14 protein-coding genes are annotated in these 15,849 nt (G+C 49.4%); 6 read left to right on the top strand and 8 right to left on the bottom strand.

What is annotated here, in order from left to right; all coding sequences use genetic code 11:
• The first annotated feature begins 3 nt into the window (after positions 1 to 3).
• Positions 4 to 771, top strand: a complete 768-nt coding sequence (locus AC4QZR_RS12945; protein WP_494481291.1) for an ABC transporter permease subunit — start codon at positions 4 to 6, stop codon at positions 769 to 771.
• Positions 772 to 857: 86 nt separating this feature from the next.
• Here AC4QZR_RS12945 and AC4QZR_RS12940 read toward each other — a convergent pair whose 3' ends face one another.
• The 4 genes from AC4QZR_RS12940 to AC4QZR_RS12925 form a co-directional block, all read right to left on the bottom strand.
• On the bottom strand, positions 858 to 1,088 hold the full coding sequence (locus AC4QZR_RS12940) for a hypothetical protein (protein ID WP_494481290.1): 231 nt from the start codon (positions 1,086 to 1,088) through the stop codon (positions 858 to 860).
• A gap of 165 nt (positions 1,089 to 1,253) precedes the next feature.
• Positions 1,254 to 1,703: a 6-pyruvoyl trahydropterin synthase family protein gene (locus AC4QZR_RS12935; RefSeq protein WP_494481289.1), complete on the bottom strand. Its 450-nt coding sequence runs from the start codon at positions 1,701 to 1,703 to the stop codon at positions 1,254 to 1,256.
• Positions 1,704 to 1,709: 6 nt separating this feature from the next.
• Positions 1,710 to 3,515, bottom strand: coding sequence for a hypothetical protein (locus tag AC4QZR_RS12930; protein ID WP_494481288.1), 1,806 nt, complete (start codon positions 3,513 to 3,515; stop codon positions 1,710 to 1,712).
• A 69-nt stretch (positions 3,516 to 3,584) separates the two neighbouring features.
• The gene (locus AC4QZR_RS12925) at positions 3,585 to 4,778 is read right to left on the bottom strand and encodes a proline dehydrogenase family protein (protein WP_494481287.1); all 1,194 of its coding nucleotides are present in this window, start codon (positions 4,776 to 4,778) and stop codon (positions 3,585 to 3,587) included.
• A 601-nt stretch (positions 4,779 to 5,379) separates the two neighbouring features.
• On the opposite strand from AC4QZR_RS12925, the gene AC4QZR_RS12920 reads away from it, so the two are divergent.
• From AC4QZR_RS12920 to AC4QZR_RS12910, 3 genes are all read left to right on the top strand, one after another.
• The gene (locus tag AC4QZR_RS12920; RefSeq protein ID WP_494481286.1) at positions 5,380 to 6,027 is read left to right on the top strand and encodes a thioredoxin family protein; all 648 of its coding nucleotides are present in this window, start codon (positions 5,380 to 5,382) and stop codon (positions 6,025 to 6,027) included.
• Between the two features lie 101 nt (positions 6,028 to 6,128).
• The gene (locus AC4QZR_RS12915) at positions 6,129 to 6,569 is read left to right on the top strand and encodes a hypothetical protein (protein WP_494481285.1); all 441 of its coding nucleotides are present in this window, start codon (positions 6,129 to 6,131) and stop codon (positions 6,567 to 6,569) included.
• A 3-nt stretch (positions 6,570 to 6,572) separates the two neighbouring features.
• Positions 6,573 to 7,865 (top strand): hypothetical protein, encoded by a 1,293-nt coding sequence (locus tag AC4QZR_RS12910; RefSeq protein WP_494481284.1) that lies wholly within the window; start codon positions 6,573 to 6,575, stop codon positions 7,863 to 7,865.
• A 109-nt stretch (positions 7,866 to 7,974) separates the two neighbouring features.
• On the opposite strand, the gene AC4QZR_RS12905 is transcribed toward AC4QZR_RS12910, so the two are convergent.
• The 4 genes from AC4QZR_RS12905 to AC4QZR_RS12890 form a co-directional block, all read right to left on the bottom strand.
• Positions 7,975 to 8,925, bottom strand: coding sequence for a restriction endonuclease (locus AC4QZR_RS12905; RefSeq protein WP_494481283.1), 951 nt, complete (start codon positions 8,923 to 8,925; stop codon positions 7,975 to 7,977).
• A gap of 56 nt (positions 8,926 to 8,981) precedes the next feature.
• Entirely contained in the window at positions 8,982 to 9,614 is a 633-nt protein-coding gene (locus tag AC4QZR_RS12900; RefSeq protein ID WP_494481282.1) for a DUF4145 domain-containing protein, read from the bottom strand.
• Between the two features lie 92 nt (positions 9,615 to 9,706).
• A complete protein-coding gene (locus AC4QZR_RS12895; RefSeq protein ID WP_494481281.1) occupies positions 9,707 to 10,408 on the bottom strand; it encodes a hypothetical protein in 702 nt (233 codons plus the stop codon).
• A gap of 235 nt (positions 10,409 to 10,643) precedes the next feature.
• The gene (locus AC4QZR_RS12890; RefSeq protein ID WP_494481280.1) at positions 10,644 to 13,943 is read right to left on the bottom strand and encodes a vitamin B12-dependent ribonucleotide reductase; all 3,300 of its coding nucleotides are present in this window, start codon (positions 13,941 to 13,943) and stop codon (positions 10,644 to 10,646) included.
• Positions 13,944 to 14,135: 192 nt separating this feature from the next.
• On the opposite strand from AC4QZR_RS12890, the gene ric reads away from it, so the two are divergent.
• Both ric and AC4QZR_RS12880 read left to right on the top strand, forming a co-directional pair.
• Positions 14,136 to 15,092, top strand: coding sequence for an iron-sulfur cluster repair di-iron protein (gene ric / locus AC4QZR_RS12885; RefSeq protein WP_494481279.1), 957 nt, complete (start codon positions 14,136 to 14,138; stop codon positions 15,090 to 15,092).
• Between the two features lie 254 nt (positions 15,093 to 15,346).
• Entirely contained in the window at positions 15,347 to 15,847 is a 501-nt protein-coding gene (locus AC4QZR_RS12880; protein WP_220624814.1) for a hemerythrin domain-containing protein, read from the top strand.
• The last annotated feature ends 2 nt before the right edge of the window (positions 15,848 to 15,849 follow it).

The raw sequence follows: 15,849 nt of genomic DNA, 5'->3' as shown, positions 1-15,849 counted from the left end.
GCTATGAACAAGATCATCAAGTACGTACTGTATGACATTTTGCGCAGCAAGATCGTTGTGGCCTATACCTTGTTCCTGCTCTTGCTCTCCATCGGCCTCTTCAACCTGGGCGGCAGCCCCGACAAAGGTTTGCTGAGCTTGCTCAATCTGGTGCTGCTGACCGTACCGCTGATCAGCATCGTCTTTGCCACCACCCACTTCTACAACTCCTATGAGTTCATGGAGCTGCTCGTGTCCCAACCGATCAAACGCAGCAAGATCTTTCTGAGCGAGTACCTGGGCGTGTCCCTCTCCCTGTCTGCCGCTTTTTTGATCGGGGTCGGTATACCGGTGCTCTTGTTCGCCCCGGGCGCCACTGGTCTATATCTGGTGGTCACGGGCCTCTTCATCACCTTCATCTTCGTGGCCCTGGCTTTTCTGGCCTCGGTCATCACCCGCGACAAAGCCAAAGGCATCGGTATAGCGCTTATGCTCTGGTTCTACTTTGCCCTGATCTACGACGGCATTGTGCTCTTCATCCTTTACTCTTTCGGCGACTACCCGCTTGAGTACGCCACCCTGGCGCTGACGGCGTTGAATCCGGTGGACCTGGGCAGGGTGATGGTGCTGCTCAACCTGGACGTCTCAGCCATGATGGGCTACACGGGCGCTTTGTACAAGAGCATCTTTGGCAGCGGCTGGGGCGTGGGCATCGCCTTCCTGGTGCTCGTGCTCTGGGTAATGGTGCCACTGCTGGTTTCCAGAAGGGCCTTTACCAGAAGGGATTTGTAGGGCAGGCAGAGAAGTTACTAATCTGATATACACCTCATAAAAAATCCCCGCCTTGCGCAAGGCGGGGATTTTTTATGACTGTTAGGCTATTGTTGAGTTGTATCGGTTGTATTCGATACCGTGTCTACTTCGAAGGCTGCTGTGTCGTCCTGCATGTCAAGTTGTGGGCTTACCTCTTCACCAGCTCCGATTTCTACGCTTTCATCTATTGTTTCGGCGTCGCGTGTATTGGCGTCATCAGCGGTGTCGCGTGTTGTGTTGTCAGAACTGCAGGAGAAGAAGAAAATACCAACAAAAATTATAAGTGTCTTTTTCATAGTCGTACGTATTGGTTTGAACTCTCTAAAACGAGTTTAAAGCGGCTTCGTTTCAAAGTATAGTGCTGACAACCAGCTACAACATGATGAGGAGACACAAAAAAACCACCCCGTTCATGACCTTAGCCAAGCGAACAGGGTGGTTTTGAAAGTAAGGATTCTTAGCTACGCGTTATCCGCGGCATACCACTCAGCAAAGGACTTCTCCGTTTCCCAAAGCTTAAGGCTATGCAACTCCACATAATCCGGCAGCAAGTGCCTGAGCCGCTGTTTGAAATCGATCAGCATGTTCTCGCAGGTCGGCTGAAAGGGGGTGAGCACCAGTTTGTGCTCCAGGTGACGCAGTGCCTCTACCAACTCCAGCGGCGCATCCTGACGGAGCAGCAAGGCATGGTCTATCGGGTCGATGAGGGTTTCCTGTACAATCTTCTTGAGGTCCTTAAAATCCATCACCATACCATCATTCGGATGCGTCTCGCTCACGATGGGAGTGCCGATAATGGTTACTTCCAGCCGGTATGAATGCCCGTGAATGTTGCGGCAGCCACCCTTGTAGTTCTGGAGGGCGTGCGCGGCTTCAAACGAAAACAGGCGGGTTAATCGTATTCTACTCATATGCTGTTAGATCTTCTGATTTGCCAATTGCAGTTGGTCTTCTGCCTCCAGTAATTCATCCAGCATCAGCACGCGCTTCTCGAGTTGGTCCTTGAAAAGTGTCGGCACCAGTTCCTTGTAATAAGCTATACCTTGTTGCAGGTTTTGCCAGAAACTCTGCAGGTATTTTTCCTGCTTATCGGTCATGGTTTCCTGTAGTTCGGCCTTCTTGTTCTTCCAATATTGTACGTACATGTTCAGCTCGTTGATGAACACATGCGGACGATAGGTGTTGTTCAGCACATTCACGCGACCATAGATATGGTCGACCATTTCCTGCAGTTTAAAGATGTTGGAGAAGTAAGCCAGGTTCGGTCCCGGACAAATGGCAACAGGGCGAGACGCAACAGCTTTGCGGGCTATACCTAACTTCACCAGTGCCGTATTGGCCAATCCTTCGCAGAGGCATTCCTTCTCTAGCACTTTGGCTTCTCTTGCTTTGTATTCCGTTTCTGTCAAACCCAATCCCTGCAGCTCCACCAGTTTGTTGCGCTGGTACTTGCGGGAGGCGGTGCAGATAGGTTCTTTGGTGAACTCGTTGTTGGACACCAGGTGCTTTTTTTCGCAAGGACTGCCCGGCTTGCCTTTTTCGATGCGCGCCAGTGTAAGCGCTTCGGAGCTGGTGCCACGTAGCGAATTGAATGGTACACCAAGCGGCGAGATCGGACTCAGGTATAGGTCTTCTTTTTTCGCTCGGGCCAGCTTTTCCATGGTTTCCGCATCGACCGTAGTGGCTTCGGGTACGAGCAAAAATGGTGTGCCCCAACCGGCGGCGTCCATGCTGTAGTGCTCCAGCAAAAAGTCGTGCTCATCTGATGTGCCGATGCCGCCCTGTACCGTGATGTGCATGGTAGGTGCAGTTTCAGGTACGGCGTAGCCTTTGGCCGCGAGGCTGTTGCTGAACAAGGTATAGAGCTCGTCCTGCATGGCCTGCCGGTTTTGCTTGAACTCTTCCAGGATCGGGCCGAGCAGATAACCGTCCGTAGCGAATGCGTGACCACCGCAGTTCAAACCAGACTCAATGCGGAACTCCGATACCCAGATGCCTTTTTTGGCCAGTATCTTGCCCTGCACAAATGCCGAGCGGTAGTCGCTCACTTTAATCACCACTTGTTTTTGCAGGTAGCCGTTTTTGTCCGGGAAGAAGCACGGGAATTGCTCCAGGTAACTGTAGAGGCGCATGTTCATACCTGCCGAAAAAATTACAGAAGCATGCACCGTGCTTTTGGCAAAACCACGCAGCGCAGCCAGCGCGTCGGAGTACTCGGTTGGCAGCGGATTGCCGTCTTTGTCGTAATTGGTTTTGTCGAGCTTAGTCATGATGTTCACATCAATGCTTCCGGGCACTACGGCCTGGCGCAACTCATCCTGCATGATTTTCTTCAGCTCTGGGTTGCTGGTCTGCAGCATTTTTCTGTACATCGCCTTCAGTGGTGCATTGTCGGGCAGCAACAAAAAATATTTGGTCAGGCGCGACTCCGCATCAAAGGGCTCTTGTTTCAAAGCCTCTACCTGGAGTTTCACAATGCGGTCGGCCAGGTTCAGGTAAGCCGTGATGCGACGGGCACGGTAGTCTTCTTCTTTCTGCGTGATCGGCGTGAAGGGCTCCTGGTATACCTGGCTGTAATATTCACGCATCTGCTCGATCAGGGTATCGTCGCTGAGTGAGACAACCGATGAAATGCCATACTGCGCCACTTTCATAGGCGAGTCGATGGAGAAGGCCAGGCCCATTACCGGGATGTGGAAGGTGTGCGGTGTGTTTTTGATCATGAATGAAAATTCTGTATCAGTTTGATTTTTTTACTTTATATCCTTTCTGTCATTTCGACTCAAAGAAGGTTACAATCCCCGGCGCTTCATCTCTGCCTCAAGCAAGCTCAGCTCTCTACCCATTTGCCCGGCAATAGAGGTATTTTCCTCCGCTCTCCTGATCATGTAAGGCAGGGTAGTGGCTACGTCGCCGTAAGGCAGGTATTTGGAGGCATTGAAACCAGCACTTGCCAGATTGTAAGTCAGGTTGTCGCTCATACCGTAGAGTTGCGAGAAGTGTATGCGCTTCTGGTGGTCGGCTATACCCTGGCGGTTGATCTGGTTGACGAGATAGCGGGTGCTGGCCTCGTTGTGCGTAGCAGCGCAGAGCTCGACGCGGTGCAGGGTGTGCAGGCAAATGTCAATGGCTCCGTCAAAACTGCGGTCGGTGTCGGCTTTGATATGGAAGACCGGGCTCGGATAGCCATGCTCGGCGGCACGTTCCTGCTCTTTTTCGATGTAAGCTCCGCGCACGATTTTTATACCCAGAATCACATCATACCCTTCGCTTCTTTTGAGCAAATCGGTGAGGTAGGCGATGCGGTCTGTGCGGTACATTTGCAACGTGTTGAACACCACGGCGCGACGCTCGTTGTAGCGCAGCATCATTTTTTCGGCCAACTCATCCATGGGTTGCTGCAGCCAGCTTTCTTCCGCGTCGAGGTATACCGTAATGTTGGTTTCGTAAGCAGTCTTGCAGATCAGGTTCAGCCTGTTTTCGGTACGCTGGTAAGCGGCCTGTTCTTCTGTAGTCAGTGGTGCGCCTTCCTGCAGTTTCTGGAAAATATCGCGGGAGCCTAAACCTGTCAGCTTCACGCTGATGTAGGGAATTTCCCCTGTCACTTTTGCCAGCCGGATGTTGCGCATGATCTCGTCGAGCACGTGGTCAAAACCGGCCTCGTCTTCTTTGGCTTCAGCGGCGTAGTCGAGCACGGTATGAACCCTGGCGTTGACCATGCGGCGGATGGCGCGTTGGGCCTCCTGTGCTGTTTCGCCCCCGCAGAAGTGGCTGTAAATGGTGCCTTTCACGAGACCCTTGATCGGAAGCCCCAGCTTAAGCGCCCAGACTGAGGCCACGCCGCCCAGCTTTACCAAAGTGGGTTTGCCCATCATCTTAAAGAGGAAGTGGGCGAGTTTAAGCTCCTTGTCCGTTTTGTTGCTGAAAGCGATCTTCAGGTCGTTCGGGTCGAAAGTGCTGGTCGGTTTTATGGTTGTCGTACTCATGTATGTGGCTGTTCTTTGGATGAAAGTGTTTCTAATTCAGGTATAGCAGTTTATCAGGTCAGCAGGGTTTGGAGTTGGGGCATAGTCATTAGGGCAATATCCGCGACTATATTAAATGTCAACTAGGCATTGGGTCACCAAATAACCGATGCAGCATGGCAGGTAGATACGAGCTTGGATGAAGGCACAAGTTAGCCCCGTTCCTACACCCCGGAAATGAGGATAGTTAGTCTAAATAATGACATAGATCATTTTATGTGTATTTGTTTTTACAATTGAAATAAGGTTTGTTAAATATTGTATGTGAGTGACTTAAGTCATTTTATAGTGTGGAAGGTTTGGCTAGACTTGCAGTAAAATTAAACTACTCGTCATATGAACACCCCTGATATACTTACTCCCGAACTGATCAACCCGCTTACCTACCAAAGCTTCAAAAAACTGGTGGATACCCTTGTGGCCGAAAACCAGACGACAGGCCCGGAGCAGACCGAAGAGCGCATCGCCTTCACCAAACTCAACCAACAGCGCATGAAGCGTNAGTCATTTTATAGTGTGGAAGGTTTGGCTAGACTTGCAGTAAAATTAAACTACTCGTCATATGAACACCCCTGATATACTTACTCCCGAACTGATCAACCCGCTTACCTACCAAAGCTTCAAAAAACTGGTGGATACCCTTGTGGCCGAAAACCAGACGACAGGCCCGGAGCAGACCGAAGAGCGCATCGCCTTCACCAAACTCAACCAACAGCGCATGAAGCGTGTGGAAAAGCAATTCAAAATGGATCCTGAATTGTTGGCGGCTCTGCAACAACCGCGCTCGGAGTGGCATTGGGTGGTACTGGTGGAGTCGTGGTGCGGGGATGGAGCGCAGCAGCTGCCGGCATTGGCCGCTATCGCCGAGGCGGTTCCTACTATCGAACTGACCATTATCCTGCGCGATGAAAACCCGGCCTGGATGGACACCTGCCTCACCAACGGCAGCCGCGCTATACCTAAGCTGATCTGCCTGAACGCTGAAACGAACGAGCGCATCTTTACCTGGGGACCGCGACCGCTGGCGATACTCGAGCAGGTGTTGCAGTTTCGGGAGAAAAATCAGAATGCGACGAAAGAGGAAATAGGTACGCTGGTGCATACCCTGTACGCCAAAGATCGCAGTCAGTCGCTACAGCAGGATTTGCTAAGGCTGGTGCAGCAGGCTATACCTGTGACAGGTGAAGGGCAGGAAGTCCTGTCCAGATAAACGGGTTTCGATACCTTTGAGCAGATAAGTTGATTTAGTGAGAAGTTGGGATGATGTGCTATATCTAAAATCCTTTCCAATAACCTTTAAAAAAACTTCAAATGAAACTAGTTATCATTGCGATTTTCCTGGCCAGTTTAACCTCCATGTGCGGCACTGAGCGCGACCTGGAAACAGAACATGCTGAAGTGATGCACGAAGAACAGGTCCTGGCCCTGAACGGCACCGAACGCTGGAAAGCCGACGAGCCAACCAACCGCCACATGGCCCAGTTGCAGGGTATGGTGCAGGAGTTTAACTTGCAGGCCGAGAACAATTCGGCAGCAGCTTACAACGACCTGGGTACTTCAATGAAAGCGGAAATGCAGGAGCTCTTTAAAGACTGCCGCATAAAAGGCCCTTCCCACGACATGCTGCACGTATACCTGATGCCATTGGTAGAGGATGTGAATATGCTTGCTGAAAAAGATGAGCACGAGTCTGAAGCGGCCTTTGCGCGTGTAAGTGCGCGACTACAGGAATACAATCAGTACTTTGAATAAACGATGACCGGAGTCAGTCAAAAGCCACAGCAGTTACCACGAATAGGACAGGATACCCTGGTGCGGGCACGCATCGCGCTGGGGTATTTTGCGTTGGTGGCAGTGCTGGGGCTTTTTTTGCGCTGGCTGATGGTGTCGCCTGTGGAGAGCGTCAACTTTAAATATTTCCTGCATGCGCACTCGCATGTGGCTTTGCTGGGCTGGCTTTACTGCGCCTTTTTTGCTGGCTTGCTTTACATTTTTCCAGTGGCTACCGCTGCAGCGCGTAAGTCATTCCGTCGGCAGTTTTTCCTGACGCAGGTATCGGTGCTGGGCATGCTGTTCACTTTTCCGGTGCAGGGCTATGCGCTGTTCTCCATCATCTTCTCGACGATGCACATTTTGCTCAGCTACTGGTTTGCCCGCAGCTACTGGCAGCATGTGCAACTTAACGTCGACACCGGCACACACGCCACTTCCCTGAAATACATCGGGGCGGCTTTGCTGTTTATGGTGGTATCATCTATCGGTCCGTGGGCCATGGGGCCAATTATGGCGAAGGGCACCATTGGTGGTGAACTCTACTACTCGGCCATCTATTTCTACCTGCATTTTCAGTACAACGGTTGGTTTACCTTTGCGGTGCTCGGACTTTTGTTCTGGTTTCTGGAGCACCACCAGGTATACTTCAACCGCAGCTGGGTCATGCGGGCCTTCTGGCTCCTGGCTTTGGCTTGTCTGCCGGCCTATGCGCTCTCCGTGCTGTGGACCCAACCGGGGGACTGGGTATACGCTATCGGGTATTTGTCGGTGGCGATGCAACTGGCGGGCTTGCTATACCTGATAAAAGTGCTGCGGCAGGTATGGGGGGAGGCAGTGCTTCTGCTCAAGCCCTGGGTACGTGTTTTGGTAGGTATGGCGCTGTTCTTTTTCGTGCTGAAACTGGCTTTGCAAACCGCTTCTGCCTTCCCGTATATGGCGGACCTGGCCTATAAACTCCGTTACTTCATCATCGGCTACCTGCACCTATCGCTACTCGGTTTTGTGTCGCTCTTTGTACTGGCTTTCCTGTTGCAGAAAGGCCTCTACCGGCTCGGCAGGTATGGCGGTATCGGGCTGACGCTTTTTCTGGCTGGCTTCTTTGCCACGGAATTAATGCTGTTCGGGCAGGGCACTCTGCTCTGGCTCGGGCTGACGGCTTTGCCGAGTTTCAACTGGCTGATGTTCTGGGCGAGTGTGCCCATGCCGGTGGGGATGGGGCTGTTCTTTCTCGGGCAGCGGGGGTTTAAAGTGAGTGGGGTGGGGAGGATTGGCTGAATTGGGATTTACAGGATTGATGGGATCAGGATGTAACTATGCTGCGCAATATGTTGCAGGTTTAACGACAAATAAGATAAGCCATGCATTTAGTTTAAATAAGTGCCTTCTAATCCTTTTTTCTTATTGCAAAAGTGTAACCATAATCAGTAATCTCACCAGTTTTTTTATTTACAATAAATGGATCAAAACTATCTGGATCACTACCTTTTACAACAAGTTTTATAGTTTCTTCACCTTCAGTATCATAAGTAATAATTGTAGACATTTCTTTATCTCCTGATTTTATTCTTTCTACTTTAATATTTGACGAAACTTCCTTCTCAATTAGGTCAATAACAGCATGTATTTTATATATGTAATATCGTTCATTATTCGCATCTAGGAAATAAAGACCAGTGATTGAATCAGCTTCAAAACTAAAAGTTGAAGTTTTATCAATAGTTTCTCCTACCTTTTTTACGTATAATTTGTCTGGAAAAATTTCGTACTGTTTTGCTAAACTAACTATAAACTCCTGAATAGTTGATCCTTTAATATCGTCATCGTGGTATATAAATGATTCTAAATTTATAATTAAATCAGTTATAGGCGGGTTTGACCAGAAGATAGATTGTTTTATCTGTACATACCTAGCAATTGGTTTGACCATTGAAACAGCAAGCCAAGTTTTAATCGTATCTGGTTCGATATTCTCTATATCATAGCACTCAATACCGAAATCTCTAGCTGCATTTATAGCATCAACTTGATAGCCATTACTTGCAACAAATATTTTCTTATTAATAGTTGGGACTCTTAAGCATTTACTATAAAACGCTTCTATTTTTTCTACAGAAACAGGGTTCTTATAGTCTTTACATTCAATAGCAACTATCAATTCAAACCCATTCACAATTGTCGTAATGACAATATCAAATTCTCTATTTCGCCCTGAAGAATTTTTGATTTTATGGTTATTGTATATTTCAGTCTGCGCACTATCCTTTAGGGATTCTTGTACTATACGCAATGTTATTTCTAATAAATCGCCTTTCTGTATTTTGTTTTTTGTTTTCACTGATTGAATAGGTTTAAACGTAGCGAAGCTAGCATTTAAGTGTGACTAGGGGTAAGTTATTTACCATCTCTTTTATCTATTGCATTTCTTAAATTTTCAGGGATTCTAGTTGTATAGAATTCGTCAATAGTTTTAGGTTGAGTTATTTGATTATCACATATAATGTTAATAAATACAAATAGTTTATGTGCAATCTCAATGTCATCTTTTAAATCGATTTGACCAGGATGAACTGCATTATTTCCTACCACTCTAACACTATCCAGTGCCTGTTGTAATTTTTGCGGTAAACCCTTTTTTACAAGTTCAGATATATCCTTATTAATATTTTCTCCACTTTCACCTAAATGTTTACAAAGCCGCTGTATTGCTAGTCTTAATAAAGCAGAAGCTCCACGAGGTGATAGAGTAAGTATGTTTCTTGCTTCTTCATAATCTTGTTTTACATCATCAGGCATATCTGGGTTTGGTAAAGGTGCTATACCACTAAAGGGATATATTAATTTTTCATTTATCCATACCTTATATCCTTTACAATGCTGGCAGTGAGCGAACTGGTAGCTGTTTATCGTTCCTTGAAAACTGCCACGATATAATGCTGCAGTGTACCAGTTCTGATTAGCATAAGCCCCGCATAAAGGACAGTTATAAGCTGTAGCGCCAAAGCTTGGAGGAGTGTGTGGTGTCATATTTAAAATTTATGTATTGTTTAACTATTCCCTAACTGCCTCGTTTAAGCATCAGCCCGTGATACCATTGATACAATTCTGGGCAAAGTTTTTTATTCTTCGTTATTCTTATTTTCTTCTTTTTTATCCTTTCTGCTTAGTTCTCTGATTCTTTCTTTCTCTCGTATCATTCTTAATGTAAACAACATTGTAATTGCCATTATTGGAATTAAAGTGGCAACAAGAAATATCGAAAAATTTTCCTTCAACAAACCTTCGCTTTCAATATGTAGTCCCTTATCTGAAACAAAGAGAGTCATTGTTATCACGGTAGCAAATGAAACCATTGCTAGCAAAATGCTATTATACTTAGATGATAATCCGTCTTTTTCCTTTACATATACCACCTCTACATTTGAAACTTTGTTATCTAATGCTCTTGGGGTTTTCATCGTATTCAAAAGCTCGCTCAACTCAATTTTTTGTTCCGAACTTAAAAATGAATTATTCATAATTTCACGTATAAGGTCATTAGAAATAGAATATTCACTAAAAAGGTCATCCGGACTTACTCCATACTTTTTTGAAGTTGATAGCCTCACCGCTTGAAATATTTCATTTGATGGTATCTTCTTTTCAATTATCAAAGGTCTTATAGAGTAGAGTATTTCATTATTAGCTGTTTCAATCTTTTGATTGTATTCTTTTTTCTCTTTTCTATTAAAAGCATACTTTGTGACGAAAAATACAATTAAGGAGCTTATTATACCTCCGCCAATCCCTGTTACCCAAGGATTATTAAGAATTTCATTCATATTATAAATCTTGCCTAATTATTTGTGTAAAGGTCATTATGACGTTTATTCACCATAAATGCAGAGGTGTCTTTTTTCTGGATTAATTACCTGTTATTACTCTTCGTAATGCACACCTTCTGCATTAGAAAAAGCTAATATAGCTCTTTTTCTATAATAGCCAATTTGAAACATTAGACAAAAAAACAGGAGCGCCTATACCCAGACGCTCCTGTTTCATTTCCACTCAATTCAATCAACTACACCCCAAACTATTCCCACAGTTCAGGCATTTGTAGCAGGTGCCGGAGCGGATGGTGATGTGGCCGCAGACGTTGCAGATGGGGGCGTCGCCCATCATGTTGGCCAGCACCTGCTGGGTCTGTTCCATCAGCACGGTGCGGCTCTGAGTCACCAAGGTATAGCCATTGGCTTTCACGTCGGTGGCCGGCTCGGGCTGGGCCGCTGGCTTTGTCACGGCAGGTATAGCCGGGGCGACTGGCGTGGCCGGTTCCGGATTCCTCTCACTCGGCACATGCACGAGGTCTTCGCGCTTCAGGTACTCGTAGCCGAGGAGGCGGAAGAGGTAGTCGAAGACCGAGGTGGCGGACTTGATGTTGGGGTGCTCCACGCGGCCCGCCGGCTCGAAGCGGGTGAACGTGAAGCGGTTCACGAACTCTTCCAGCGGCACGCCATACTGCAGCCCCAGCGACACCGCTATGGCGAAACAGTTGAGGATGGAGCGGAACGAAGCGCCTTCTTTGTACATGTCGATGAACACTTCGCCCAGCTCGCCGTTCGGGTACTCTCCCGTGCGTATGTACACGGTATGGCCGTCAATCTTGGCTTTCTGGGTGAAACCGGTGCGTTTGTCCGGCAGTTTGCGGCGCTCCACCATGTGGGCTAGTTGCTTGCGGAACGGCTCGTTGGCGGCGTCTTCCAGAATGGCTTTGGCCGCCTGCAACACCTGCTCGGCGCTGATGCTGTTGTCGGCCTGCGAAGCCTTCGTGTCTGGCGTTTCGTCGGTCTCAGCCTTTGTACTACTCGACGAGAGCGGCTGCGAAAGCTTGCTGCCGTCGCGGTAAATCGAACAGGCCTTCAGCCCCAGTTCCCAGGACAGGTGGTAGCAACGGGCCACTTCTTCGCGGGTGGTTTCGTTGGGCAGGTTGATGGTCTTGGAGATGGCCCCTGAAATGAACGGCTGCACGGCGGCCATCATCTGGATGTGGCCTTCGGGCTTGATGAAGCGCTTGCCCTTGTGTCCGCAGCGGTTGGCGCAGTCAAACACCGGGTAGTGCTCTTCGTGCAGGTATGGCGCGCCTTCAGTGGTCATGGTGCCGCAGATGTAGTCGCTGGCTTCTTCTATCTGTTGGTAGGTATAGCCCAGCGCGCGCAACAGGTTGAAATCCGGCAGGTTGTAAAGCTCGGGCACAAATCCCAGCCGCTGCATTGTAGCCTCTCCCAGATTATACACACTAAACAGCGAGGCTACATCGTAGGCCGTTAACAGGCCCGCTTCCAGTTGCTGAATTTCTTCTGGCGTGAAGCCGGCAGCTGCCAGTGAAGTCTCATTGATGTGCGGAGCCCCCTTGAAAGTAGCGTGACCTTTGGCATAGTTCACAATGGCCTGCATTTTGGCTTCGGTATAGCCCAGCTTGCGCAGCGCGGCAGGTATAGACTGGTTGATGATTTTGAAATAACCGCCACCCGCCAGTTTCTTATACTTTACCAGCGCAAAGTCAGGCTCCACGCCCGTCGTGTCGCAGTCCATCAACAAACCGATGGTGCCCGTCGGGGCGATGACCGTGGCCTGTGCGTTGCGGAAGCCGTGCTTCTGGCCCAGTTCCAGGGCTTCGTCCCAGGCAGCGCAGGCGGCTTGGTGCAGGTAGTCGGGGCAAAGGGCAGGGTCGAGCGGCTGGGCAGGTATAGCCAAACCGTCGTAGGCTCCGGGGGTGTTGTGCGCGGCCGCCCGGTGGTTGCGGATGACGCGCAGCATGGCTTCTGCGTTGGGTTTATACTTCGGAAAAGCCCCCAGTTCGGCGGCCATCTCGGCAGAAGTCGCATAGGAGGTACCCGTCATGATGGCGGTAAGCGCTGCGGCTACGGTGCGGGCTTCGTCGCTGTCGTAGGCCAGGCCCTGCACCATCAGCAAAGCGCCGAGGTTGGCATACCCGAGCCCGATGGTGCGGTAGTCGTAAGAGCGTTGGGCCACTTCTTCGGACGGAAACTGCGCCATCAACACCGAAATCTCCAGCACCATGGTCCAGAGACGGCAGGCATGGCGGTAAGCGGCTACATCAAATGTCTGCGTATCTTCATCGAAAAAGCGAATCAGGTTAAGCGAGGCGAGGTTGCAGGCCGTGTTGTCGAGGAACATGTACTCCGAGCAGGGGTTGGAGGCGCGGATTGGTCCTTCATCGGGACAGGTATGCCACTCATTAATAGTAGTGTCGAACTGCAGTCCCGGGTCGGCGCATGACCAGGCGGCGTCAGCTATCTGGTCCCACAGCGCACGGGCAGGTATAGATTGCATGACCTTACTAGTAGAGCGGGCGCGGAGGTGCCACGGTTCGTCGTTTTTTAAGGCCTTAAAGAAGGAATTCGGCACACGCACCGAGTTGTTCGAGTTCTGGCCCGACACGGTCTGGTAAGCTTCGCCGTTGTAGTCCGAGGAGTAGCCCGCAGCAATCAGGGCCGCCACTTTTTTCTCTTCTTCTTTTTTCCAGTTGATGAATTCCACAATCTCAGGGTGGTCGAGGTCAAGACATACCATTTTGGCCGCACGTCGCGTCGTGCCACCGGACTTAATCGCTCCCGCCGCACGGTCGCCAATCTTCAGGAACGACATCAGGCCAGAGGAGCTGCCGCCACCGCCCAGCGCTTCGTCTTTGCCCCGGATGCTGGAGAAGTTCGTACCCACCCCGGAGCCATACTTAAAGATGCGGGCTTCCTGCACCCACAGGTCCATGATACCGCCTTTGTTCACCAGGTCATCATCCACGGCCAGAATAAAACAGGCATGCGGTTGCGGACGCTCGTAGGCCGAAGTCGACTCTTTTAATTTCCCGGTTTTGGGGTCTACATAATAGTGTCCCTGTGCCTTGCCGGTTAACTTATAAGAGTTGAAGAGGCCCGTATTAAACCACTGCGGTGAGTTGGGGGCGGCATACTGCCCGAGGAGCATATACACCAGTTCGTCGTAAAAAGCCTGCGCGTCTTCCTTGCTTTTGAAATAGCCATTCCCTTCGCCCCAGCTTCGCCAGCAGTCGGCCAGACGGTGCACCACCTGCTTCACCGATTTTTCTGCTCCCGTGCTGCCATCCGGCTGCGGAACACCCGCTTTGCGCAGGTACTTCTGAGCAAGTATGTCTGTCGCAATTTGCGACCAATTCGCGGGCACCTCCACGTCTTTTATTTCAGCCACGATGCCGCCGGAAGGGTCGCGGATCGTAGAGGACCTTTTTTCATAGTCGTACAAGGTATAGGGGCTCTCACCCTGCCGGGTAAAAAAGCGATGGACAGGTAGGCCGCCGCTTTTTGCTTGCTCTTTTTTCATAAAATGGTTGTTGGGTTAAAGGTATGATTATCAGTTGTTTAACTTTCGTCTGAAGCTGTTATAAATGGTTTGATAAATATATCAGAAAAATATTTAAGAAAAAAAGACCTTTTTATCTTTTATTTTGTTGTACCCGTATATACCTTTACATCGGCAATCATTTATAACAGAACAATTCAACAAAAAAACACCATGGAAACCATAGACAAATTAGACGTAACTGTACTGGAACCACGCATGAAGCACCCGACCATTTTCCAGTGGTTTGATAAACTGAATGGCGGCGAAGCTTTTGTGATTCACAACGACCACGACCCGAAGCCACTGTACTACCAGTTGCTGGGTGAGCGCGGCAATATCTTTAAGTGGGAATACCTGTTGCAGGGACCGGAAATATGGGAAGTGAAAATCTCGAAACTGACTCCTGAAGAGGGAGAGACAGTAGGCGAACTCGTAGCCAAAGACTACCGCAAGGCGCAGGTATTCAAAAAATATGGCATCGACTTCTGCTGCAACGGTAAAAAATCACTGAAGCAGGCTTGCGAAGAAAAAGGTATCAGCCAGGAGCAACTGGAGTACGAACTCAACGCCATGCCAGAGAAAACTGCCGAAACATCACGCGGAAACGAATACGACAAATGGGACCTGGGCTTCCTGGGCGACTACATCGTGAACATGCACCATAGCTATGTGCGCGAGGCTATACCTGCGCTGTACGAATACACCACCAAAGTGGCGCGCGTGCACGGTGGCCGTCACCCCGAGGTGATTGAGGTAGCGAAGCACTTTGTAAACGTTGCCAACGAACTGGAATCCCACATGCCGAAAGAGGAGCGCGTGCTGTTCCCGTTCATCAAGCAGATGGAAGAAGCCAAGAAAAATGGCGTGAAGCTGGACCGCCCGGCCTTCGGCAGCCTTCAAAACCCAATCAACATGATGGAGATGGAGCACGAGTCAGCCGGTGGCGAAATGGAAGCTATCCGCAAGTTGACAGATGACTTTACTTTGCCAGCCGATGCCTGCGCCACGTATAGAGTAATGTTCTCAAAACTAGAAGAATTTGAGAACGACCTGCACCGCCACATCCACCTCGAGAACAACGTGCTGTTCCCGAAAGCGCTGGAGCTAGAGAAAGAAGTGCTGAAGTAACCCCACGGCCCTCTCTTAAAGAGAAGGGAGGGAGCTTACGGAACGCTATACGCCCTCGCTCGCCTCTGGCGAGTGTGAGCAATCCAGTGGTGTCTCGCCACTTGTGCCGACAGGTACAAACAAAGCGGCCAGAGTCCGCCAGATAACTCACACTCGCGGGACGCGAGCGAGGGCAGAAAGACAAACATTAACAACCTTCTCAACTCCCCCTCCTTTTCTAGGAGGGGGTTGGGGGGAGGTAAAACACCACAACTATGACAACTGCAACCAAACCACTGAAACGAGACAAAAGCCTGGTGCCGCTCTCACGCGAACACCACTTCGGACTGCTGTTCTGCTGGAAACTGAAGCAAGGTATGGCCAACGGCACTTCGTTTGAGCTGATGCGCCAGTACACCGATTATTTCTGGAAAAACATTCTGAAAGCACACTGCCAGGAGGAGGAAGTGATCGTGAAAAGACTTTTGCCCAAAGATGATGTGAACTCTATCAGAATACATGAAGAGCATCAGCTAATCGAAGCCATCATCGGCCTGATCAATAAGCAAAAGAATCTGAATACCTCTCTTATTGTAACGCTGCAACAGGACCTGACAGACCACATCCGTTGGGAAGAACGCGAGCTGTTCCCCTACCTGCAGACGGTGGCCGATCCGGAGGAACTGGCTGATGTGGGCCGGTTGCTGGAGCATGACCTGCAGGAGCCGTTGGACGAGTTTTTGCCTGCTTTCTGGGAAAATAAAAAGGTAAGTTAATC

The organism is Pontibacter sp. YIM B11418 (genome assembly GCF_059278805.1).
Note: the sequence above shows the minus strand (reverse complement) of the source record. Positions and strands in the feature narration are given on the sequence as shown.

What these genes read in the sequence shown, in the direction of transcription:
- AC4QZR_RS12940 (WP_494481290.1), bottom strand. Translation starts at nt 1,088, where the DNA reads ATGAAAAAGACACTTATAATTTTTGTTGGTATTTTCTTCTTCTCCTGC.
- AC4QZR_RS12890 (WP_494481280.1), bottom strand. Translation starts at nt 13,943, where the DNA reads ATGAAAAAAGAGCAAGCAAAAAGCGGCGGCCTACCTGTCCATCGCTTT.
- AC4QZR_RS12915 (WP_494481285.1), top strand. Translation starts at nt 6,129, where the DNA reads ATGAAACTAGTTATCATTGCGATTTTCCTGGCCAGTTTAACCTCCATG.
- AC4QZR_RS12900 (WP_494481282.1), bottom strand. Translation starts at nt 9,614, where the DNA reads ATGACACCACACACTCCTCCAAGCTTTGGCGCTACAGCTTATAACTGT.
- AC4QZR_RS12930 (WP_494481288.1), bottom strand. Translation starts at nt 3,515, where the DNA reads ATGATCAAAAACACACCGCACACCTTCCACATCCCGGTAATGGGCCTG.
- AC4QZR_RS12880 (WP_220624814.1), top strand. Translation starts at nt 15,347, where the DNA reads ATGACAACTGCAACCAAACCACTGAAACGAGACAAAAGCCTGGTGCCG.
- AC4QZR_RS12920 (WP_494481286.1), top strand. Translation starts at nt 5,380, where the DNA reads ATGAACACCCCTGATATACTTACTCCCGAACTGATCAACCCGCTTACC.
- AC4QZR_RS12910 (WP_494481284.1), top strand. Translation starts at nt 6,573, where the DNA reads ATGACCGGAGTCAGTCAAAAGCCACAGCAGTTACCACGAATAGGACAG.
- AC4QZR_RS12945 (WP_494481291.1), top strand. Translation starts at nt 4, where the DNA reads ATGAACAAGATCATCAAGTACGTACTGTATGACATTTTGCGCAGCAAG.
- AC4QZR_RS12925 (WP_494481287.1), bottom strand. Translation starts at nt 4,778, where the DNA reads ATGAGTACGACAACCATAAAACCGACCAGCACTTTCGACCCGAACGAC.
- AC4QZR_RS12935 (WP_494481289.1), bottom strand. Translation starts at nt 1,703, where the DNA reads ATGAGTAGAATACGATTAACCCGCCTGTTTTCGTTTGAAGCCGCGCAC.
- AC4QZR_RS12895 (WP_494481281.1), bottom strand. Translation starts at nt 10,408, where the DNA reads ATGAATGAAATTCTTAATAATCCTTGGGTAACAGGGATTGGCGGAGGT.
- ric (WP_494481279.1), top strand. Translation starts at nt 14,136, where the DNA reads ATGGAAACCATAGACAAATTAGACGTAACTGTACTGGAACCACGCATG.